23 protein-coding genes are annotated in these 21,025 nt (G+C 33.2%); 5 read left to right on the top strand and 18 right to left on the bottom strand.

The genetic code is table 11. The features are described 5' to 3' along the window. Window positions 1-230 precede the first annotated feature (230 nt). From MKY02_RS10910 to MKY02_RS10875, 8 genes are all read right to left on the bottom strand, one after another. Window positions 231-536: a hypothetical protein gene (locus tag MKY02_RS10910; protein WP_038181799.1), complete on the bottom strand. Its 306-nt coding sequence runs from the start codon at window positions 534-536 to the stop codon at window positions 231-233. A gap of 134 nt (window positions 537-670) precedes the next feature. Then, window positions 671-1,672: a hypothetical protein gene (locus tag MKY02_RS10905; protein ID WP_076035336.1), complete on the bottom strand. Its 1,002-nt coding sequence runs from the start codon at window positions 1,670-1,672 to the stop codon at window positions 671-673. After that, on the bottom strand, window positions 1,656-2,177 hold the full coding sequence (locus tag MKY02_RS10900) for an RNA polymerase sigma factor (RefSeq protein ID WP_168170705.1): 522 nt from the start codon (window positions 2,175-2,177) through the stop codon (window positions 1,656-1,658). Before MKY02_RS10900 ends, MKY02_RS10905 begins: the two co-directional genes overlap by 17 nt. 259 nt (window positions 2,178-2,436) lie before the next feature. Continuing rightward, entirely contained in the window at window positions 2,437-2,901 is a 465-nt protein-coding gene (locus tag MKY02_RS10895; RefSeq protein ID WP_076035337.1) for a GNAT family N-acetyltransferase, read from the bottom strand. A gap of 226 nt (window positions 2,902-3,127) precedes the next feature. Continuing rightward, complete coding sequence (locus MKY02_RS10890) at window positions 3,128-3,691, bottom strand: hypothetical protein (protein ID WP_038181807.1); 564 nt, start codon at window positions 3,689-3,691, stop codon at window positions 3,128-3,130. 882 nt (window positions 3,692-4,573) lie between these two features. Further along, on the bottom strand, window positions 4,574-5,968 hold the full coding sequence (gene lpdA, locus MKY02_RS10885) for a dihydrolipoyl dehydrogenase (RefSeq protein ID WP_076034871.1): 1,395 nt from the start codon (window positions 5,966-5,968) through the stop codon (window positions 4,574-4,576). Continuing rightward, on the bottom strand, window positions 5,955-6,827 hold the full coding sequence (locus tag MKY02_RS10880; protein ID WP_076034870.1) for an alpha/beta hydrolase: 873 nt from the start codon (window positions 6,825-6,827) through the stop codon (window positions 5,955-5,957). The genes lpdA and MKY02_RS10880 overlap by 14 nt, the downstream gene beginning before the upstream one ends. Before the next feature lie 56 nt (window positions 6,828-6,883). Then, complete coding sequence (locus MKY02_RS10875; RefSeq protein WP_076034869.1) at window positions 6,884-7,486, bottom strand: TetR/AcrR family transcriptional regulator; 603 nt, start codon at window positions 7,484-7,486, stop codon at window positions 6,884-6,886. A 196-nt stretch (window positions 7,487-7,682) separates the two neighbouring features. Here MKY02_RS10875 and MKY02_RS10870 point away from each other — a divergent pair, with 196 nt between their 5' ends. Next, entirely contained in the window at window positions 7,683-8,012 is a 330-nt protein-coding gene (locus MKY02_RS10870; protein WP_076034868.1) for a 2'-5' RNA ligase family protein, read from the top strand. Window positions 8,013-8,309: 297 nt separating this feature from the next. Here MKY02_RS10870 and MKY02_RS10865 read toward each other — a convergent pair whose 3' ends face one another. Continuing rightward, complete coding sequence (locus MKY02_RS10865; protein WP_038181821.1) at window positions 8,310-8,765, bottom strand: GNAT family N-acetyltransferase; 456 nt, start codon at window positions 8,763-8,765, stop codon at window positions 8,310-8,312. 337 nt (window positions 8,766-9,102) lie between these two features. Here MKY02_RS10865 and MKY02_RS10860 point away from each other — a divergent pair, with 337 nt between their 5' ends. Next, on the top strand, window positions 9,103-9,729 hold the full coding sequence (locus MKY02_RS10860; RefSeq protein ID WP_076034867.1) for a DUF1643 domain-containing protein: 627 nt from the start codon (window positions 9,103-9,105) through the stop codon (window positions 9,727-9,729). Window positions 9,730-9,997: 268 nt separating this feature from the next. Here MKY02_RS10860 and MKY02_RS10855 read toward each other — a convergent pair whose 3' ends face one another. Beyond that, a complete protein-coding gene (locus MKY02_RS10855) occupies window positions 9,998-10,558 on the bottom strand; it encodes a hypothetical protein (RefSeq protein ID WP_244898239.1) in 561 nt (186 codons plus the stop codon). 111 nt (window positions 10,559-10,669) lie between these two features. On the opposite strand from MKY02_RS10855, the gene MKY02_RS10850 reads away from it, so the two are divergent. Beyond that, window positions 10,670-11,854: an oxalate decarboxylase family bicupin gene (locus MKY02_RS10850; protein WP_038183061.1), complete on the top strand. Its 1,185-nt coding sequence runs from the start codon at window positions 10,670-10,672 to the stop codon at window positions 11,852-11,854. A 213-nt stretch (window positions 11,855-12,067) separates the two neighbouring features. Here the strand turns inward: MKY02_RS10850 and MKY02_RS10845 are convergent, their stop codons facing one another. Further along, window positions 12,068-13,723, bottom strand: a complete 1,656-nt coding sequence (locus MKY02_RS10845) for an ABC transporter substrate-binding protein (protein WP_076034866.1) — start codon at window positions 13,721-13,723, stop codon at window positions 12,068-12,070. Window positions 13,724-13,820: 97 nt separating this feature from the next. Between MKY02_RS10845 and MKY02_RS10840 the strand changes: the two genes are divergently transcribed. Further along, entirely contained in the window at window positions 13,821-15,059 is a 1,239-nt protein-coding gene (locus tag MKY02_RS10840; protein ID WP_340711162.1) for an MDR family MFS transporter, read from the top strand. A gap of 197 nt (window positions 15,060-15,256) precedes the next feature. Here the strand turns inward: MKY02_RS10840 and MKY02_RS10835 are convergent, their stop codons facing one another. From MKY02_RS10835 to dhaK, 5 genes are all read right to left on the bottom strand, one after another. Further along, entirely contained in the window at window positions 15,257-15,766 is a 510-nt protein-coding gene (locus tag MKY02_RS10835; RefSeq protein WP_281489843.1) for an ATP-binding cassette domain-containing protein, read from the bottom strand. 171 nt (window positions 15,767-15,937) lie between these two features. Beyond that, a complete protein-coding gene (locus tag MKY02_RS10830) occupies window positions 15,938-16,624 on the bottom strand; it encodes a hypothetical protein (RefSeq protein WP_076034864.1) in 687 nt (228 codons plus the stop codon). Window positions 16,625-16,844: 220 nt separating this feature from the next. Next, window positions 16,845-17,222: a dihydroxyacetone kinase phosphoryl donor subunit DhaM gene (dhaM, locus tag MKY02_RS10825; RefSeq protein WP_038181839.1), complete on the bottom strand. Its 378-nt coding sequence runs from the start codon at window positions 17,220-17,222 to the stop codon at window positions 16,845-16,847. Then, window positions 17,212-17,820, bottom strand: a complete 609-nt coding sequence (gene dhaL / locus MKY02_RS10820; protein ID WP_038181842.1) for a dihydroxyacetone kinase subunit DhaL — start codon at window positions 17,818-17,820, stop codon at window positions 17,212-17,214. Before dhaL ends, dhaM begins: the two co-directional genes overlap by 11 nt. Window positions 17,821-17,833: 13 nt before the next feature. Then, window positions 17,834-18,820 carry a dihydroxyacetone kinase subunit DhaK gene (gene dhaK, locus MKY02_RS10815; RefSeq protein WP_038181845.1) on the bottom strand — a complete coding sequence of 329 codons (987 nt, stop codon included), beginning with the start codon at window positions 18,818-18,820 and terminating at the stop codon, window positions 17,834-17,836. A 491-nt stretch (window positions 18,821-19,311) separates the two neighbouring features. Between dhaK and MKY02_RS10810 the strand changes: the two genes are divergently transcribed. Beyond that, complete coding sequence (locus MKY02_RS10810; protein WP_155981166.1) at window positions 19,312-19,470, top strand: hypothetical protein; 159 nt, start codon at window positions 19,312-19,314, stop codon at window positions 19,468-19,470. A gap of 219 nt (window positions 19,471-19,689) precedes the next feature. Here MKY02_RS10810 and MKY02_RS10805 read toward each other — a convergent pair whose 3' ends face one another. After that, window positions 19,690-20,241 (bottom strand): hypothetical protein, encoded by a 552-nt coding sequence (locus MKY02_RS10805; RefSeq protein WP_038181847.1) that lies wholly within the window; start codon window positions 20,239-20,241, stop codon window positions 19,690-19,692. Window positions 20,242-20,341: 100 nt separating this feature from the next. Then, window positions 20,342-21,025, bottom strand: coding sequence for a response regulator (locus MKY02_RS10800; protein ID WP_038181849.1), 684 nt, complete (start codon window positions 21,023-21,025; stop codon window positions 20,342-20,344).

Raw genomic sequence — 21,025 nt, 5'->3', positions numbered from 1 at the left:
GGAGGGTATAAACACGTATAGAAATAAGGGTTTTCAGACGTATAATCTATTATATGTGCCTATTTTTAGTATAACAATATTAATAGGTAATTTGTAGGCCAATGAATTTAATCTGATTAATCACTTTCTTTTACCTTCTCGTATGTTATTTAAATGAGTAGATTTAAATCTAATCCGTTTACAAAAAAAAATACCTCAGCATTAAATGCTGAGGTATTTTAATTTACTCATTATTTACGATAAGAATTGATTAAACTTTGCTGCCATGATTGGAATTTATCCTTATAATGAATAGACTTTTCTTTAAAGCCTTGCCATCTACTAGCTGTTTTTTGCTTCATATGAGCAAATCTTAATTTGAAATTAGGTTTGAATTGAGGTTTTTTAAAGAGTTTTAACTTACCTGTTTCAAGTTCATCCTCAAGTATTTCAATCGCACGATCTATATTCGCCTCTTTCATTCCTATTCGTGAATCCAAAAGAAGCAAAGGGATCATGCATAGAATCACGAGCACAAGTAATAATAGAATTACCATTTCTTAATCCCCCTCCATCATAAATTTCTTGATTAACATGTATTTCCCTTTTTTGTATGTCTAAAAACATCATTGGGAAGTTCATCATTATTTATTCGTCGAATTTTAGATTATTAGGGCGATTTAGAGTATGGTTAGTGGATGATGACGATTAACATACAAATCATTAATAAGTAAATAATAATTTGTATACTTAAATACAACTTATATTTTTGTTGTAACTTTATATCATGATGTTCACGAATGAATATCCAATCGAAATAAAATTTGCTCAAAATAGCTAATGTTAGGATGGATAATAGTACTAGTATATTTATTGGATGATAGTAAAGAGCAAGAAATATAATGGTGAATAAGCTAATAATCCAAATGACCAATTGAATTATACGATCTCGATTTTTTCTTTGAAGTTTAGGAATGGCAGGAATATAAGTGTTTCTGATTGCTATATATTGTATTAAAAATACTAATGATGGAATAACGTTCACAATTAGACTCAAATAGAACTCTTTTATATTTTTTTGTACAAAGACTGCATTTAGTAATTTTTCGTCAAAGTTGCCAGTTTCGTCTTTGACTTGAAAATACCTGTTGGTTTGCATGTCTCTTAAAATTGATGACTCACCTGGTATTTTATAAATTTTGATGCGCCATTCTCGTCTGTCTTTTGCTGTCAAAACGAAGTCATTAAAAGGTTCAAGTTCACTCTTATTTATATGCTGAACTTCTTTTAGGTGACTAAAATAATAACTAAATGTTGAAAGTTGTTGTTTATCCTCAATTATATTCATATCCAAGTAAAGTTTTGAAGCTCTTGCTAGAAAGCTGTCAAAACTTATATTATTAGGCCAATCAACATAATATATGCGTTTTAGTTCCACTGTAGAAGTAAAATTGGTTATTGGTTCAGTAGCTGTTGTTAATGATGGCTTTTGTAAAGGGCTATTAAGAGTCGTCAGGAGTACAATGATACAGATAACAACAGTAGATGCAAGTACTACAGGAACTTGCCAATTTATTTTCCTTGTGGGTAGCCTGTCAATCCGATCCGATAGTTTTTCAAACGTATGTAACTTCTCCTGTTGTGAACGCTTTATTGTATTTAATTTCTGTAATTTGTCATCTAAACACTCCATCATCATGACCCCCTTCTTGTAAAACCTTTTTTAGTGCAGCGATTGCACGAACTGTGTTGTTTTTAACCTTCGCTTCAGTGCATTCGAGGAATTGGGCTGTTTCTTTCACTGATAGGCCTTCAATTTTTCGTAATACAATCGTTTCTCTATGATTTAATTTCAACTTTCTTAATGCCCCATAAAGAACCGCCATTTCCTCAGCTGTTTCAAGTAATTCAACCGGCGTTTGTGTATCGTCTTGATACTCCATCTTAAATGTAAGTGGTAAGAATTGAATTAATCGCTTCTTGCGATAATAATCATAGACAAGGTTTCTTGCAATTCGCTTTAGCCAAGTAATGATTGCAGCTTCGTTCCGGAAGGTTTGAAATTGCTTAAATGCTTTAAAAAACGTTTCTTGCGTCAAATCTTCGGCAAGTTCCTTATTATTGACCATGAAAAATATGTATTTATAAATGCCATCACTATGTAAAATATAGAGTTGTTTAAACGGTTCCTGCATCATCAAATCCCCCCTTTCATTAAAAGACGAACGACATTGCATTCGGAATCAATTAATCATGAAAATGCGATTTTTTTGTTTGAATTAAGGCGTACCACATTATTAAATTCATTTTGAATTAGAATTTTTATTTCATAGCAAATAAAAAGAAACTATTTTGAACAAAAATCGTTCAGAAATGTTTCTTCTACAATGAAATGTTAAATTGGTTTTACAAAAAATTATTTGATAATAATACAATAATGTACTATGTATGCCTTTATTAAATGGATTTAGACATTGATATATTCGTAATTTCATAGCCTAACTTTTCATATAATCCACGAGCAATCTTGTTATGGCCAAATACGTGTAGTCCAATTTTATTAATACCTAGCTTTTTAGCAAAAATTTCGGTTTCTTTCATAGCTTGCTTACCATAACCCCGCCCTTGATGTTGCTCATAAATGATAAAGTCGTAAATAAAGCCTTCATTTAGATTTGTAGTTGATGTTTGAGCAATCCAAATCATTCCTACTAACTGTTGGTTGTGAAAGATTGAGAATAAATGATTATGCTCTGATTTCTCATCTTTTGGTAATAGACGAGAAAATTCTTTTTTAGAGAGATCAATTGCTTCATCTTCACTCCAATTGCCTGAAGTCACTTTGTCTTTTGCAAAGTCTTCAATAGCAAAAAACAGATACTGATTAAACTCTTCTTGATTCATCGGTTTTAATGTAATCAATTTAAAGCCCCCTAATATTTTGATAATTATACTTTTTATCATAGCATATTAAAATACTGTAAAAAGTAAACCGTATAAAATTTATTAGAAGGCAGCTTAAATGAAGGTTGAACAAAAATATACATTGAAATACTTTTCCAAAATAATCTTTGCACTATGATGAATAAGTTTTACTTTAAGATCAATGGAATCTTTTAGTATGTTACATTTAAAAAAATGAATAATGTCAACTTTCTTGAACTAAGATTCTACTTTTAATAGGTTCATATTCAAATAGCATTCCTTCAAATACCACTTCAAATCCTGGTAAATTTCTAAAATCATTTGGTGTAACTAATGATGTGCGTTTATCCCAATAAATAACACCAGCTCTATTTAAAACTTCTCCCACAAACTGTGAACAAAAAAAGGAATTCCGGGGTTCAATAGGTTCATTAAATGCTACACCAACTATACCTAGTAGATTATAATAATATAATTCTTTATTTTTCTCGAATTTATCTATTATGCTCTTCATTTTTTCTATTTTTTCTTCATCCACTTCAAATTTATATAGAACACATTTTGTTTGTGGGAATGCCCTATATATACCTTCTAATACATCTTCTTTTACAAACCCACTATTTATAGGGTTTCTTGGATTCCTTCTTCCGAAACTGTACATTTCATTTAAATTTAAATCAAAAGCGATAGATGCGTGATTGTAAGGAGCTTTTGTATATTGTTTTATGGTTTTCGAAAAAAGAGTACCCGTATCAGTTAATAGAATATAAATATATTTCTTTTTCAAATTGAATTTCCTCCACTACAAATTTTACCATATTACTCAATAAGAGTTGCTTTTTTGACTTCATTAAGTTTTTACCAAACCTACTTCGAAGGAGGGGTGTTTTTGTTTAATGTTTTGTTGATATGAGAAATGATTCTCCTGTTTTAGATACAATTAACCTAAACAAAAAAAATTAGGTTACTTCTCATTTTTGTAATTTCTTTGTTCTTTTCTTTCATATGAAAAAACTTACTTAATTCCACTATTCATCAATTACAATTAGAGAATAAACTTCTGTATAAGTGCGAGATACCAAAACAAGCATTCAATATTAATTTTAATTCTGTTTATACCCTTTAGTGTATTAGTAACTTTATTATAAATACGAAATCTTAAAAATACCTTAAGTCAAATTAAAGATTTCTTAATTTGAACTTGTAAAATTTTGTTTGAGATATATTCTAATTTATATTTATGTTAGGTGTGTGGGAGAACAAAGAACTGAATTTCTAGAATTTTTCTCTTATAATTTTTAAATTTAGATATTATCTGTGGCTTGTTGAATTTGTAAGGCTTCAGTTAAGTTATTCCATTATTGAGCCAAATGGAGTAATTTACGTGTAGATTTGATAGGATTTGTTAGAGATTTGAAACTAAATTGTACTGTTTATAAGAAATCGTACCGTTTTGAATAAAATTTAACCGTATTTTTAAAGTTGAACTAGAATTATCACTGGTGCTTTGGAATAAATATTGAATAATTTTTCAAACATTAATTTAGCTGCATATGAAAAGAACCTAATTTGAACAAAGATTGCTCAAATTAGGTTCTGATTTTGAGTATTTCTATTTCTAAATCTATTAAAAAACAATATGATCATTTTGATAATCGAAGTATACCCATTATGCTTTCACAACATGAATTGGTCTCCCTATAATAACCTCAGCTGCTTCCATTGTAATCTCACCTAAAGTTGGGTGAGCATGGATTGTTAATGCGATATCTTCTGCAGTCATACCCGCCTCGATCGCAAGAGCCATCTCAGCAATCATATCAGATGCACCAGCACCTACAATTTGAGCACCAATTAATAAGTTATCTTCTTTATGTGCAACTAGTTTCACAAAACCTTCAGTCGCATTTATAGCTAATGCACGACCGTTTGCTGCGAATGGGAATTTCGCTACTTTCACTTCGATACCTTCTGCTTTTGCTTGCTCCTCATTGTAACCAACAGTTGCAAGTTCTGGATCTGTGAAGCATACAGCTGGGATTGCTAAGTAATCTACGATTGAATTTTCGCCAGCGATTGCTTCTGCAGCTACTTTACCTTCATAAGAAGCTTTATGCGCAAGTTGTGGACCAGATACGATATCACCAATAGCATAAATGTTTGGTACTGAAGTACGACATTGTTTGTCTACTTTTAGTAAACCGCGTTCAGCGAATTCGATGCCTGTAGCTTCAAGACCCATTTCATCCGTATTTGGACGACGGCCTACAGTTACTAATACAAAGTTAGCCTCAACTGTTTTTTCTTCTCCGTCAGCTTCATAAGTTACAACTACGCCTTTTTCATTTTCTTCTACGCTTTTAGCTGATGCGCCAACCACAACTTCTACGCCTTTTTTCTTTAAACCTTTTTTCACAACTTGTGTCATTTGCTTTTCGAAACCACCTAAGATGTCATAACCTCCTTCAATGATTGTTACTTCAGAACCTAAATTCGCGTAAGCAGAACCTAGCTCTGTACCGATGTAACCACCACCAATGACAACTAATTTTTCCGGTACTTCTGGTAAAGTAAGGGCATCATTTGAGTTGATTACGCGTTTAGTGAATTTGAATGTTGGAATTTCAACCGGTCGAGAACCTGTTGCAATGATTGCGTTTTTGAATGTGTAAGTTTGTTCGTTGTCACCATCAATTACACGTACTGTGTTTGAATTTACGAAGTATGCTTCACCGTTTAAGATGTCGATTTTGTTGCCTTTTAATAGACTTTTAACACCTCCTACTAATTTAGAAACTACGCCTTTTTTGAATTCTTGCACTTTTGTCCAGTTAAGTTTTACTTCTTGTGCAATAACACCCATATCATCTGAATGCTGTGCTTGCTCAAAACGGTGACCTACTGAAATCAACACTTTTGATGGGATACAACCGACATTTGAGCAAACTCCTCCTAAAAACTCTCTCTCTACAATCGTTACGTTTTGCCCCTTCTGACTAGCGCGAATAGCCGCAACATATCCTCCAGGACCTGCACCAATTACAAGCGTATCAATATACTTCATCTACTGTATCCCCCTCATGATTTGCTATAAAATGAAAAACGTTATCCCAGAAATATTTATCTTTTACACAATTGTGGTGACCTTTTGTTGCAACTTTAATTACTTGTTTAAAGTTGCTATCAGTTAATAGGACATCCACGTTTGAAATCGGTACTTTTTTATCCTGAATTGAGTGTATTGCAAGAGATGGGGACTGTTGTTTTTTTAGTATCATTTCCAAACACCATTCTCTTCTAGCTTTTATAAAAACACCACCCCGTAATAGAAACCAGCTGACAAATAGCCATCCAAAAGGAATATAAGGAAGTGTTACTTTCTCAGCCATTGATTTACTAATACTCTTTAATGATGTAGGCATTGAATCAGTAATAAGTGCTTGAATTCTTAAATCTGTAGAATTCACAATACTTGCAGCTATCCCACCCATTGAATGCCCTAAAACATAGATTTTTTCACTATTAATATCTGACCTCTCCCATACACAATCAATCGTTGCTGTTATACTTTGGACAAACGATTCAATACCTACTTGTTTTTTTGTTGAATCACTTTGCCCATGACCAAGAACATCCACAATTATTACGTCATAACCGCTAGTTAATAAGGGATCGACATATCTCAACATGTCTGATTTATTAGAGCTCCATCCATGTACTAATATAAAGCAGCCTCTTGCCTTCTCACTTTTAATAAGCCATCCTCGAATTGTCCCAATACTCAGCTTAATTTCAATATTTTCATAAGTTGAATTCGGGTATTTTTTATCCGCTTTTACTTTCGGTGTGAAAATATGAAAAATGATATATCTCCTCAAAAATAAAATAATTACTACGAAAACAATGTATACTAAATATTTCATAATAACCCCCAAAAAAGATACCCATCAGTCTCTTTTTAGTTATGAAAAAGACGGCTTTATTGCCGCTCAGTCGCAATCATTGAAATATATTGCTTCAAATTATTGCTTATGATCTTCGTTAATTGTCCATCATTCTTTAATCGGTCTAATACGAGCCCACCTTCAAGTGTTGACACAATATGTATAGCAGTGTCGTATGGCTGTACAGACTGCTGCAACTCCTGATTACTAATGCCATCCTCTATAATTTTCACTATCCAATTGATCATCATATCCATTGCTTCATTAATAGATGGCAGTAACGCATTCCCTTCTAAATCATCCATTTCTATGGCTGCGTTAAAAATAGGACACCCACCTACTATCGGTTCTCCTTCACTTAATTCTAAAAAGGCCTCCACAAATGCCATTAATCTGTCCGTTGCATTCTCGTGTTGTAAAACACTCGTCTTTAAATGATTTTGCATTATTTCAGTAGAAAAATGAAAAGATTCTGCCATAAGCTGCTCTTTATCCTTAAAGTGTCGATATATCCCCCCTTTTTGAATATTCGTTTCCTGAATAATGTCACTCATCGATGTTGTCATGTAACCTTTTTTGTTAAAAATTGTAGCAGATTTCCGAATAATATTACGTCTTGTTAATTCACCTTTTCTCATTTGAACCTCCAAAAAAGATACCCTTCAGTCTCTTTCAATATAAAGGAAGTCATATACAATTTCAAGCACTTTTTTACAGAAGTTAAATATAAGTTGTATCTGGAGCGATGATTCTTCTTTACAAACATTATCGAATACTGCATAATGCCTTGATAAAATATGTAATTTATTCACATAAATAAATGTGTATATTAGAATGAAAAGTAGAACGCGTTATGGTATTCCCAAAAAGGAAGATTTCAAGTTATCACCTACCGTTACAAAGGACTTGATTGATTTACATACTAACCATCATAAAAATTTTGACCAATTTAATGATGACCCGGATTCATTGTACATACCTAATCGTTGGATACCGCATTGCACTATAGCGAATAGGTTGTCTCCAGTAAAATTATCTAAAGCATTCGATTACTGTTCACAAAGAAATGCTACTATATCTGGTCAAATAAAAGAAGTTGCTCTTATTGATGTATCTTCTAAAAATAAAGCACCAATTATATACTCAAAGATATTTGCGGAATAGTACTATTCTCATTTCACAATAGCCTGAATTTAAAAAGCATCACTTGAAATTCAAGGGATGCTCAGTTCAAGTTAAACACAATTCAATTATTTGAGGTAATGCTAACATGTAATAAAATTGGCAGATTACTCTATAGGTAGTGACCGATGACATTATAGAATTGAAGTTAACAATTAATTCCCGTTCATATTCTGCAGCCTTTGAGGTATTTAATACTCCTGAATAGTATTAGAAACACTCGTTAAATTGAGCAAGCGTCAGGAGAACACTAAGTTGTTTTATTTTAAAGCCGATTGCCTAATATAAATCTTGAGAAAGTCGGACCATATCTATACATTGAATACCATTTTCAAAAATTGGCTCTGAATAATGACGTATAAAGAAGTCTCTATCTACATGTGTGATACGGAATCCACATTTTTGGTAAAGTGCAATTTGTGAAATGCTCGAATTGCCTGTTCCAACTTCTATTGTTTTATATTTTTTTGACTTGGCAGTAGCAATGGAATGCTGAATTAGCATTTTACCTAAGCCTTTTCCTTGTTGGTCTTCGTGAATAGAAACATTCACTAACTCCGCAGTTTCGGGACGTGTAGGGATTAAAACATATACACCAATAATGCTATCTTCATCCTCCATCACAAAGCATTCACCTCTTTGTAAATACTCTAATACAATCTCTTCGGAAGGATCGGCTTGTAACAACAAATCCATTGGTATATTGTCTGTTGCAACTAATCTTCTTATTTTCATAATACTCACCTTCATTTTTAATTTTATCCTGCACTTAACTTTACATTTTAATTGTAACTTATTTCATGAAATTAAAGTGATTAACATTTATATGTTTATTCAAAATCAAGAAATTTTGTATAAGAATAAATTTACTTACTATTTTCCTGAAGATAAAAAATGATGATTTCAATATTTATAAATCAAAACTTGCGTATATATTAAAGTGCCCCTTCACAGTCATGAATCGTAGAAAATGAGATATCCATTAACTAATCAAAAATATCAATATATGTATAAATTTTAAGTTTTGGTATATTATATTAACATGCAAAAGATGAAGAAGGGATTGTTAAACATGAATAAAAATAAAAAATATTCATACCCAGAAAAAATCATAGTCTCTAATATTTATCCAGAAGCAGATAATACTATACGTTATTTTTTGCAACTTAAAACGCCGCTTCAGTCAAAATCAAGCGCGACAATTATAATGATGAATCCTAATAACGCAAGTAGAGAACATTCCGATCCAACGGTAAATAAAGTTTGCTCTTTTTTCAGAGATAGTAGGCAATTTCAATACGGAGTCATCAATATATTAAACTTATTCCCCTACTTCGAACAAAACTCACACTTATTGGATCTCGAAATAGAAAACAATACTCAATCATTCGAAAAAACCATGAAGGGTAATTTCAAAAAAATAAAGGAAATTATTAAATTAAGCGATATCATTGTTCTAGCTTGGGGAAATGTACCGAAGAATAAATTTTCAAAAGAGCTGCACGATAAAGCTGTCTTATCCGTATCAAACCTGCTAAAGAAACATAAAAAAGAAGATTGTCTATATATGTTTAAATATAAAAACATAAGTTCCCTTACAATCCAAGGAAATCCAGGACATCCATCACGTAAATCAATAGAAGACCTACTTAAAGTACGTGATATTAAAATTACGACCAAATCAAGATTTATCATATAAAATAATTCCATAAGATATTGAAAGTAAAAGAGAAAGGACTATGTTAATTCCTTTTAATTATTTTATACATAAGCACCCCCCAAGAAAAACCTCCTTAGGGGGTGCTATTTAATAAAAAGTCATGGTTTTACAGGTTCTCCGCTAAATACTTTAAGGGCCATTAGCGCAGCCTTGAAAACTTGAGCTTTTGAATAAAAGCAGTGATATTAGACCCCGTTTTCATAGGAAAGGGCCAAAATTAGTTAAATAATTGACTATGTTCTTCTACTTAATTCATTCTCTTGTTATCCTTACTCCTAATAATAATTTGATATGGAACTGCTTCAACCAATAACTCTACCCTTTTTAGCTTTATAATTTCATTTACATATTCCTCAATCTTCTTTATCTTTTTAGCTGGATTCCACTCACCTTTAGATTTTTCCAAGTCGGTTTTTATAGTGATTTGCAAAAGTTTTGGGTGAAATGAATAGGCAAATCCTCTGTATTCCTCAAATTCCTTATCCAGTTCTTCACTTATAGTTGTGAAAATTGGTTGCCATTTCTGATCTCTAATTTCATCTCCACTTTGTCCTTTTAACGTTACTGTAAAATTCATTTTTGTGTTCGAGAAAATAGCCTTTTTAATCTCTTTTTGAAGTTCAACATTATCTTTATTGATTTTTTCATTTGTTTCGTCAATCTGGATCTTAATATATGGATTAGGAGATCTTGGATCGATGGCAGCTTTGTAGACATACCCCTTATTCCTTAATGATTTGGATGCGATTTCTGAAACTTCATTGAAAATTAAATGGACGGATTTATTCATTTTGGAGTTCTTCTTCAAATACAGAAAACACCTTTACTTGAGGTAGATAGTCATTTAGACAGATTTCTCATCATATATCATTATGTATGTTTTTATCCCACGAGTAATCCAAAGAGAGGAGTTTATGAAATCGATAATCCGAACGAAAATATAGAAGAAAATATACCTCAGCCTTTTCGAAGTAACGGCGAAGGAGGATATGATACTGGACCCCGAGATATTATGAGAGATCTTGAAAACCCTGATATGTTAGTTCCACCGAAGACAGATGCTGGTTTACTCCCTAATATGCATTTTTCATTCTCAGATACCTCTATGACGTTAAGTCATGGTGGGTGGTCAAGAGAGATTACTGTTAGAGAATTGCCCATAGCGACTACTCTTGCTGGTGTAAACATGAGCTTGACGGCTGGTGGTGTTCGAGAATTACATTGGCATCAACAAGCAGAATGGTCTTTTATGATATCAGGTCATGCACGAATTACATCCATTGATTCAGAAGGTCGTAACTTTATTGCTGATGTTGGCCCAGGCGATCTTTGGTACTTCCCCCCTGGACTACCACATTCAATCCAAGGGTTGGAACACTGTGAATTCCTACTCGTCTTCGATGACGGCGCTTTTTCCGACTTGAATACTTTATCCATCTCAGATTGGTTTGCTCACACGCCAAAAGATGTATTGTCTGCTAATTTTGGAGTCCCTATTAGTACGTTTGACAATATACCATCAAAGCAGGTGTATATATTTCAAGACAAGGTTCCAGGTCCCCTGCAAAGTGAAAAGGTACAATCCCCTTACGGAACAATTCCTGAAACGTTCAAGCACAAGTTATTAGCGCAAAAACCAATGCAAATACCTGGGGGCACTGTACGTATAGTAGACTCTTCAAACTTTCCTATCTCAAAAAAAATCGCCGCGGCCCTTGTCAAGATTGAGCCGGGAGCAATGAGAGAACTGCATTGGCATCCAAATAACGACGAGTGGCAGTATTACCTGTCTGGACAGGGACGCATGACGGTATTTAGTGGCAACGGTATAGCTCGAACATTTGATTATCGTGCTGGAGATGTCGGTTATGTGCCATTTGCTAATGGACACTACATTCAAAATACCGGTACTGAAAGTTTGTGGTTTTTGGAAATGTTCAAGAGTGATCGGTTTGCTGATGTATCTTTAAACCAATGGATGGCGCTTACCCCTTCTGACCTAGTAGCAGACAATTTGCATGTTGGACCAGAACTATTGAATGCCCTACGAAAAGTAAAATATCCTGTTGTTAAGTTCCCAGGATTTTCTTACTATCCAAGGTAAGAGATCTTTAGCTCTTACTTAGTTTAGAAAATCGAAGAACCATTTCTAATAGTCGCTTTTGTCGTTTTTTAATATTTAATAACTTATAAAAGGATGCCCCACGTTAAAACGTGAGACATCCTTTTTAAATCTAAGAAATTTCCTTAAACTAAATATAACAGTGATTGCTTAAATGCTTGTTTGAAATAAAATTATGGAAACAGGTCAAAAAATCTAATCAGAATTTAATGGTTTCATCCACAATTTAGAGAAATCAACATAGCCAAAATGCTTAATTGTTACATTTTGAATATCAGTTGAGAAAGGAATAATACGTTTTTCATAATATAAAGGAATTAAAATAGACTCATCAATACATTTTCTTTCTATTTGTAAATTTAGATTGGTCCACTCTTCAAATGGTGTTTCAACATATTTTTGAATTAGATCAGTAATTAATGGATGGGCGTGTACTACATCAGAAGCGGCAGAATTATCACTTGTCATAAATTGAAAGAATGAGAGCTGTTGATTTAACTCAAATATCTCTCCATGTATGATAATATCGGCTTTATTTGTTAAACAACGATTATTTAGTTGATCTTGAAATTTCACATAACGCAGTTCTACCGGAATGCCTTCATGTTCTAATAGGTTTTTCAACCACATCGTTAGATCCTTTGTATAATTTACATACTCTATAACTAATGGTTTTTCTACTTTTGGACACTCGACCTCTGCAATTGTATATGGCTTACTGTTACCAATTAGGAAACCATTATGATTTGGAGAATAATTATGATGATATTGATTTAGATCTACAATTTCTTCTCGATGTCTTGCTATTATATGGTGAATAAACTGCCGTAACGCTTTATTTTGTATAGCTGATTCGTGACAAATATTTAATATAACAATTCCAAAACCAGAATCACTTTGCACATCTATAGTATCTGTGGATACTGTGGTTTGAGATGATCGGTAAATTTTATCAAAATCCTTTGGAACAGTAACAAATTCAACAGTATCTAACAATGGCCTCTCTTGAAAATATTCTGAAAAGGCTTTTAAGATAGTTATCGAAGGGGAACTTTTTTCTAAAAAGAATGCACCTGTACCATATAATTGATTGTTGGTTTCTTTGAAAATACTTGCACTAATTAATCCTAAAAGCTGTAAACAATAACTACATGTCGTATGCAGTTCAACCACAAGAGGTGCTGGAGAAACAATTGCTTCTACTGGTGCCCATATTTTTTGATAGGTTGGATGATTTCGTAGTTTATTGAGACAATTCACTACGTCTTTTGCAGTTAGTATTGACCCGTCATGAAAATGGATATCTTTTCTTAAATAAAGTCGTAGTCTGCCGTTATCCTGCTCCCAACTATGAGCAATTTCCGACGTTACATCACCGTTAGCATCAACATGAACTAGGCGGTTATATAAGTTTGATACGAGATTTGCACTATAAGCATCGGCTGCTTCTATTGGATTAATTGTAATAAAGGGATGCCTTTTAGGAATGATTAATTTGTCTGTTCCGTCTTGTTCGTAACCGAATCTTGATTGAAAAATCTTTGTAAGTCTTTGTTTTGCTCCTGCAGACCAATCCAAGTTTAAATACTTGGCTGCTTCTTCCACTGATTCATTTTTTAATTTAGCTTGCATTTCACCTTCATAATATTCCTCTATATTACGTAACCAACTCAAAGAAGATTGAACTCCTCTCCCCTTTCCAGGAGTATAGTTAAGCCACCCTTCTTTCTCCCATCTATGTAGTAATCTCGATGTTTGCTTCACACTTAATTCAAGTAATTCTGCTAACTCCTTTTGTTTTACTGTCCCTGATTGAAATGATCGATAGATTTTTAGTAAGGCTGCTTCCATAGTAGTCACCTCTAAAAGTGGACATAATATATAAAATTGTCCCTTTTTTAACTTATTAGTCCAGTTTAATATAAAGTAAATCTAGGAGGTAGACAATATGAAATTGAAAGATTTACCACAAAATATTAAATTGAGATTAATAACATCCTTTTTTAATCGAATTGCTTTTAATGCAGTTATGCCATTTATCGCTTTGTTTTTTGCTCATGAAGTGAATAAAGTATTTGCTGGCTCACTGTTACTTCTATCAGTTGGAATTAATTTTGCTACTAATTTAGTTGGAGGTTATATTGCGGACCGTTTTCGCCGAAAAAAGGTGCTGTTAATAACTTCTTTTACGACATTCGCACTATTATTTTTGATGACGCTTTGTTTAATTCCAAATAAACGTCTAATTTGGTTGTTTACTGCGTTGTATCTTATTTATGTTGTATCTAGTAATCTTGGACGACCAGCCATGCAGGCGATTATATTAGATTCTACAACAGCTGAAAACCGGAAAGCTGTCTTCGCGATTGATTACTGGCTTTTGAATTTATCAATTAGCTTTGGTGCAATTTTAGGTGGACTTCTTTATATGAATCATCAAATTATGTTATTTAGCTTTTTGACAGTAACTACTGTTTTTATCGCAATTGCATATCTTATTTGGCTGCAGGGCGATTCTATACCAACAATAGAAAAACAGCATGATAATATCTTGTTAGATTTAATTAGTAATTATAAAACAGCTTTAATGGATCATCGTTTTGTGAAACTGACACTAGGTATGATGTTTATCTTTTCTGCGGAGTTTTCTTTAAGTACCTATATTAGTGTTCGGCTTGCGGAAACCTTTAAATCGGTGAAGATTTTCGGATTTGAAATTGAAGGCGTTCGAATGTTTAGCTTGCTGAGCTTTGAAAACACATTACTTGTAGTTTGTTTCACCTTTTTAGTATCAAGATGGACAAATACAATGAATAATAAGAAATCAATCCTATTAGGGCTTGCAGTGTACGGATTGGGTTATACCTTCTTAACCTCTTCGAATCATTTCTATCTTCTATTACTCTTTGGTGCATTAGCAACTTTAGGCGAGCTTATGTATTCCCCTGTATTTCAAACCGAGCAGGCTAATTGTATACCAGCAGATAAAAGGGGGTCATACCTTGCTCTCTCTGGGCTAGGATTCAATGGGGCGAGTATGATTAGTAGTGGTGCTCTTATATTAGGAGCGTTTTTAGCTCCTTGGGAGATGTCTATCTTCATAGGTATTATCGTTATGTCAGGAATTGCTTTAATATATAGCGGATTATTTTATACAGGAAAGATTAGATTGGTCTTAAATAGATAATATGTCTGTACAAATATATATTAATAGGTTTAAACGATGGGGCCTCATTATTGTAAATTGTACTTTCGTTAACTTGTTATTAATACTGCACAGAAATTGTTATTTCAATGCAAGGATAGGTGAGCAAAATAAATTTGCTCTTTATCCTTTTCTTGTACTTCAAATGATTTCATTTACTACTACAGCAAAATCATTTTTCAAAAAGATTTTAATTCTATCTTTTTAGTAGCTATAGCATTAACAAAATATTCATTATGGTCTACAGCAATCATAGTGGGTTGATATTTCTTTATAGAATCTATCAGCTGATTGATCACGAACATATCTAAATAGTTGGTTACCTCATCCCAAATAAACAACTCATTTTCCCCTAATAATGCATTCGCTAAAAAGACTTTTTTCTGTTCACCAGCGCTCCAATTTTCACTAGATTTATCGGAAAAGCTAGAACGTTCAATTCCTAATTGATACAATAGATGCCAATATTCTTCTTTTGCTTCTTTCGTAGGTAATTGATTGAGCACTGAAAAATAATCTATATCCACTTTGTTTTTTTGACTTAGTATTGATAGAGGACGAGGTAGACTTATTCGATATTCACCTATAGTTTCTAACTGCTCTATTCCAAGTATAAAATTTAATAGAGTAGACTTCCCGACTCCATTTTCCCCCTCAATAAAAAATCGTTCCGTTGGATATACATCTATATTGATTGGTTCAAAAAGAGGTATCCCATTTCTTAAAATCGAAAAATCCCGAAAGAATAAAACCTGTTTTCTTGGCTTTTTAACTGTATAGGGTCAATTGTAGCTTTAAAATAAATTTTATTTTTAATAATTAAAAAACAACCACTGCAGTTTCGCTTGGAATTAGTTATATTAATCCGCAAATGCTAATATCCTTTTGAATCTTTCAAAAAATTTAGCAGGTTTTTTTGTTTGATCTTTGTTATTTTCAATTACCTCTGGATTATGATAAGGTAGTTTAATTTGTTCCCAATCAAACCCTTCATTTGTACATTTGATAAACAAATCGTAGGCTTCCCCATCAGAAGGAAACATTGTCACTCTAGACTCTTCATTTTCTAAAGCAACTTCAATCGCCTCTTTTATTCCTAGTAATGCAGCACGATTCGCAACCATATAAGCATTTCCATGCCACATTTGTTGGCCGAATAAATGACAAAAATACGATTCATCTTCCGTATTTTCTTTTTGGAACAATTGATTTAACTTCTGCTCTGTCTGCTCATGGTTATGAACATCTAAATAAAGGTCAACGCTAAGCTCTTCTGCGTTTTTTTCCTTTAGATGAGAAACAAATTGTTCAAATATTTCATTGTTTTCAATAAAAAGATACGAATCAATGCCATTTTCGTCCTCTAAGAGAAATGCATAGCTATAAATTTGTATTCCATTGCGATCATAAAGATACTGCATTACATTATTAGATATTTCCGTAGATTGAATGAGGGTAAAACGATTTGATTTCTCTCTCATTTTTAAATGGCTTCTTAATCCATTGTTACCTGAAAGACTAAATGCGGTAAATAGAGTATCTCCCATATTAATCACTCCCATTTTTAGTGTTAATTAAATACTACAAGAATAATTAACATTTTTAATGCACTCCTTGATTACCCAAAAAGTCCTTTTTGATTAAGTACATTTCTTCACTATCTCCAAATTTACTTTAACATAAATATACAATAAAAAATCACCTCTAATAAAAACGAAAGAGGTGATTTTTATCGAACTTTAATAGACTATCAGAGTTAGTTTAGCCTTATCTTTTAATCATTAATTTCTCTAACTCATTTATAACTGCAGGTAAATCCGCGTTCATTTCAAATAGTGCTGCTGTACAATAGACACCTTCAATAAACGAGACATCCATAATCTCAATTTCTTTCTCTGAGAGTTCCGCAGCCATTTCTAGATTCATTTTGGCACTACCTAAATCATAAAAAGCGAACAGTTGATTACTTGTATTTTCTTCAATTGCTTGTTGAACTGTTTCAAAGCTGGTGCCAATATCACCATCCACTGTTCCACCTACAAATGTGATAGACACATTAGGTGCAACTTGGTGTATTAAGTCATACAAACCTTTTACGATATCCTTACTATGTGACACCATGACTATGCCGATATTAGTCGTCATTTAAATCACCTGCTTCTAATAGTGCTTCAAAAAACAGTTTAGAGGAAGCGGCACCTGGATCTACTTCGTTTATAGACCTCTCCCCTAAGAAGGATGCCCTGCCTTTAGTTGCCTTTAACTCGGTAACCTTTGTTAGAGTTGTTTCTAATATCTCTGTTGTTAGCTGTTTTTCTTCTAAGGATTCAATAGCTGGCGCCCATACATCTAGCATTGTTTTCTGGCCGATATCTGATTTTCCTCGTTTTTTTATCCCATCAAATCCAGCTTTGATTACATTTATTAATTCATCATGCTGTAACTCTTCTTTCGTGCCAATGGCTTTTGCCATTTCAAGAAACGCTGTACCATATAGGGGCCCTGATGCTCCACCTACCCCACTAATCCATTTCATCGCAGCATGCTTGAATACATCTGCTAAATGAGGAGGTACAGACTCTTGCCATGAAGAGAGTAATTGTTGCGCTCCCCTTGCCATGTTCATGCCGTGGTCTCCATCACCTATAATACGATCGTATTCACTTAATTGTTCTTTATCTTGAATTACTTTTTCTGCAAATACGGTGAACCATTTTTGTGCCAAATCTTTTGTGATGATCATTAGAAACTCCCCCTTACCAAGCAGGCGCTAGTGTACTTTCAGTTAAATATTCAAGCCATTTCGGATCTTCTAATTGTAATAATGTTAAAGAGACACCTGCCATATCAATAGCAGTCATGTAATTCCCAACTTTTTTAAATTGTACTTTGTAGCCTTTTTCTTGCAATATATTTAAACAATCATGTGCGAAAATATATTGCTCCATAAGTGGCGTAGCACCCATACCGTTAATAAGTACAGCAAGAGTTTGATCCGTCGTCCATTTGGTTTCCATTTCAATTTTATGAATTAATTCTTCTGCAATTTCACGAGAAGTTTTGATTTTTTCACGGCTATAACCGGGTTCTCCGTGTATCCCAATACCAAATTCCATTTCATCCTCATCTAAGTCAAAACCAGGCTTACCAACCTCAGGAACAATGGCAGGTTTTATAGCAACGCCAACAGTGGCAAGATGTGCTACGACACTTTCTGCTAGCGTCTTAATGTCTTCAAGTGAAGCCCCTTTTTCTGCGGCTGCACCGATAATTTTATGCACTAGAATTGTGCCGGCAACTCCTCGACGCCCCTCTGTATAGCTACTATCGAATACAGCCACATCATCATTGACTATAACGTAGTCTACTGCAATACCTTCTAACTCTGCTAGATCCTTTGCCATTTCAAAATTCATGCAATCCCCACTATAATTCTTAATGACAAGGAAAACACCAGAGCCTTGATCTGCAGCTTTTATAGCACTAAATACTTGATCGGGTGTAGGAGAGGTAAAAACATGTCCACATACAGCCGCATCTAGCATCCCTAGACCAACAAAACCCGCATGTGCAGGCTCATGCCCACTTCCGCCACCACTAATGATGCCGACTTTATTAGATGTAAATTGAGCGCGTGTAATGACATGAGTATCTTCTAAATACGTCACGTCATCGTGCACTAGCTTGTATCCAGCTAACATATCAACTAGCACTTGTTCAGGTTGATTAATAATCTTCTTCATCCTTCATACCCCCTATGAAAACTACATAATCTTAAATTGTTGCACAAAAAATATCTTTCATTCTACTATTTGTCTGCTATCACCAATCTATGCAGTTAACTGGGAAAATAGGAGAACTCTAATACAATTCGCAGTAATAAATTTGTGAAAAAACCAATTGTCTTCTTTACATAGAAATATGCGATTTCAAAAATTAAATTATAAAGAACGAGATAATTATTTTAATAATAATCTATACTATAGAAAACGTTTTAATAATTGATAGACTATAGAATCATTAGAGAGAAGATGAATACCATCGAAACTTTCCCAGAAATGTATGAACTGATTGATGTATTTGAATCCATACCAGATATATTAGACAAAGACTTGGATTGGTATTATAACGAAAGCACATTGTATTGAGACGAGATAACGAAATACTTGAAGTAATTATTGAACCTGCGATAAATCGACTAAGATTAATTTGGAGAGACGGAAAAAGGATACGAATGGAATTGAATTTAGAAGAAGTAGAAGTTTTAGTCATTACTAAAAATAATGGCGAGGAATCTATTCAAGTATCATTCAATGATTCTTTAATGAAAGATTTGATTGTTAATACGAAACCACATATTTCTGTAGTATGGGGTACACTCCGAGATATTTAAAGGTTGATAAAAGAGCTTGTTGATTTTATAGAATCACAAGCTTTTTTACTACTATTGTAGAAATCTGATCAATGAAGTGTTGTATCACATTCGGTAGGAGAATTTTTATCATTTGATGATGAGTTCGAAAAATGCATTTTGATTTTTCCAAATAAAATTAGGGGGATTCCAAAAAAATATTGGATCCCCCATTAAAATTAAGCTCAATATAAAGAACATTTAAGCATTGAAATATTCAATGATTTCATAACCTACATAATCTGTTTTGGCTGGATATTTACTTCGATAATTACAATTCCAATAACTGATTACTCTACTTTCAATTGTATTATAAAATGTTGCATTTTCTGCAATAAACTCTTTTATGATACTCTTATCAATACTATCTAAATTATCTTTGATCACTTGTAAAATTTCGATTACATACTCCCCTGTAAGTTGAATTATATAGGGAATTATCCAATTGTAGTCATTGCATTGCTTAATTATCTTTTTTAAATTTTCTTCTCTAATAAAACCATCATGGTGCCTTGTAAATACACAATTTAATACTACTTGTTGTCTATCTGTTAATGAACTGTATTGTAATAAGGAAGGTTCATTAATATATATGCGTTCAGGAATATTCAACTTACTTCCCCTATAATTAACCTCAAAACCATATGAAAAGTCTAACTTGTTTGAATGGTTAACTATACTTAAAACTTTAATCACATCTTCCTTTAATTCCATTGGAAATGCTTTTAATAATTTATTTATTTTTCTGGACATATTTTCACCAACTCTAATTAACTGCTAACTTGGCATCTTTTTTGTAAAAATTGTAGAACTCCAACAATTCCAAAATTCAACTAATCGCGGTAATACCACATTAATGAATAATCCGATATTGATTAATCGGTCTACCAACGCCACCGTATTGAATATCGATGACGACTTTTTGCTGTTTTTCTAAATAATCAAGGTAACGACGCGCTGTAACTCGTGCAAGGCCGACACCATTGGCAACTTCTTCAGCAGAAATGGCTGCTTCTTGTTTTTCAATATAAGAAACAATTTTCTCTAAAGTAGAACCGTTTAGACCTTTTGGTAAGTTATTGGGCTCTTTTCTAGTATTTTGTTGATGATGTAATAATTCATCTAGCTCACGCTGAGTCAATTCGTTTTTCTCGGATACTTTTTCTTTAAAGTGCATGTAATTTTCAAGAGTGTGTTTAATGCGTTCGTATGTAAATGGTTTCATAATGTAATCAAATACTCCGAGTTGTAACACATGTTGAATTGTTTTCATATCGTTAGCAGCTGTCACTGTGATGACATCCACCTTTGTATCACTTTCACGAAGCTTTTGCAGCGTTTTAATACCGTCTTGTTCTGGCATGAAAATGTCCATGACGACTAGATCTGGCTTCAACTGCTTAATCTGTTTCATCCCTTCGATACCGTTCCCTGCAGTACCGACTATGCGAAACCCTTTTACACGCTCTATAAATTGGCGATTTACTTGACGCACCATCGGGTCATCTTCTACTAATAACACAGAAATGGGAAGCAT

The sequence above is a fragment of the Viridibacillus sp. FSL R5-0888 genome, from assembly GCF_038009105.1.
GTDB lineage: Bacteria > Bacillota > Bacilli > Bacillales_A > Planococcaceae > Viridibacillus > Viridibacillus arenosi.
The sequence above is the reverse complement of the archived record's forward strand: the minus strand, read 5'-3'. Positions and strand labels throughout refer to the sequence as shown.

Bases quoted from the DNA above. Each gene is read 5' to 3' on its own strand.
- MKY02_RS10810 (WP_155981166.1), top strand. From the start codon at position 19,312: ATGGAATTGAATTTAGAAGAAGTAGAAGTTTTAGTCATTACTAAAAAT.
- MKY02_RS10870 (WP_076034868.1), top strand. From the start codon at position 7,683: ATGAAAAGTAGAACGCGTTATGGTATTCCCAAAAAGGAAGATTTCAAG.
- dhaK (WP_038181845.1), bottom strand. From the start codon at position 18,820: ATGAAGAAGATTATTAATCAACCTGAACAAGTGCTAGTTGATATGTTA.
- MKY02_RS10875 (WP_076034869.1), bottom strand. From the start codon at position 7,486: ATGAGAAAAGGTGAATTAACAAGACGTAATATTATTCGGAAATCTGCT.
- MKY02_RS10805 (WP_038181847.1), bottom strand. From the start codon at position 20,241: ATGTCCAGAAAAATAAATAAATTATTAAAAGCATTTCCAATGGAATTA.
- MKY02_RS10830 (WP_076034864.1), bottom strand. From the start codon at position 16,624: ATGGGAGATACTCTATTTACCGCATTTAGTCTTTCAGGTAACAATGGA.
- dhaM (WP_038181839.1), bottom strand. From the start codon at position 17,222: ATGACGACTAATATCGGCATAGTCATGGTGTCACATAGTAAGGATATC.
- MKY02_RS10880 (WP_076034870.1), bottom strand. From the start codon at position 6,827: ATGAAATATTTAGTATACATTGTTTTCGTAGTAATTATTTTATTTTTG.
- MKY02_RS10865 (WP_038181821.1), bottom strand. From the start codon at position 8,765: ATGAAAATAAGAAGATTAGTTGCAACAGACAATATACCAATGGATTTG.
- MKY02_RS10800 (WP_038181849.1), bottom strand. From the start codon at position 21,025: ATGCTTCCCATTTCTGTGTTATTAGTAGAAGATGACCCGATGGTGCGT.
- MKY02_RS10840 (WP_340711162.1), top strand. From the start codon at position 13,821: ATGAAATTGAAAGATTTACCACAAAATATTAAATTGAGATTAATAACA.
- lpdA (WP_076034871.1), bottom strand. From the start codon at position 5,968: ATGAAGTATATTGATACGCTTGTAATTGGTGCAGGTCCTGGAGGATAT.
- dhaL (WP_038181842.1), bottom strand. From the start codon at position 17,820: ATGATCATCACAAAAGATTTGGCACAAAAATGGTTCACCGTATTTGCA.
- MKY02_RS10845 (WP_076034866.1), bottom strand. From the start codon at position 13,723: ATGGAAGCAGCCTTACTAAAAATCTATCGATCATTTCAATCAGGGACA.
- MKY02_RS10860 (WP_076034867.1), top strand. From the start codon at position 9,103: ATGAATAAAAATAAAAAATATTCATACCCAGAAAAAATCATAGTCTCT.
- MKY02_RS10900 (WP_168170705.1), bottom strand. From the start codon at position 2,177: ATGATGCAGGAACCGTTTAAACAACTCTATATTTTACATAGTGATGGC.
- MKY02_RS10910 (WP_038181799.1), bottom strand. From the start codon at position 536: ATGGTAATTCTATTATTACTTGTGCTCGTGATTCTATGCATGATCCCT.
- MKY02_RS10905 (WP_076035336.1), bottom strand. From the start codon at position 1,672: ATGGAGTGTTTAGATGACAAATTACAGAAATTAAATACAATAAAGCGT.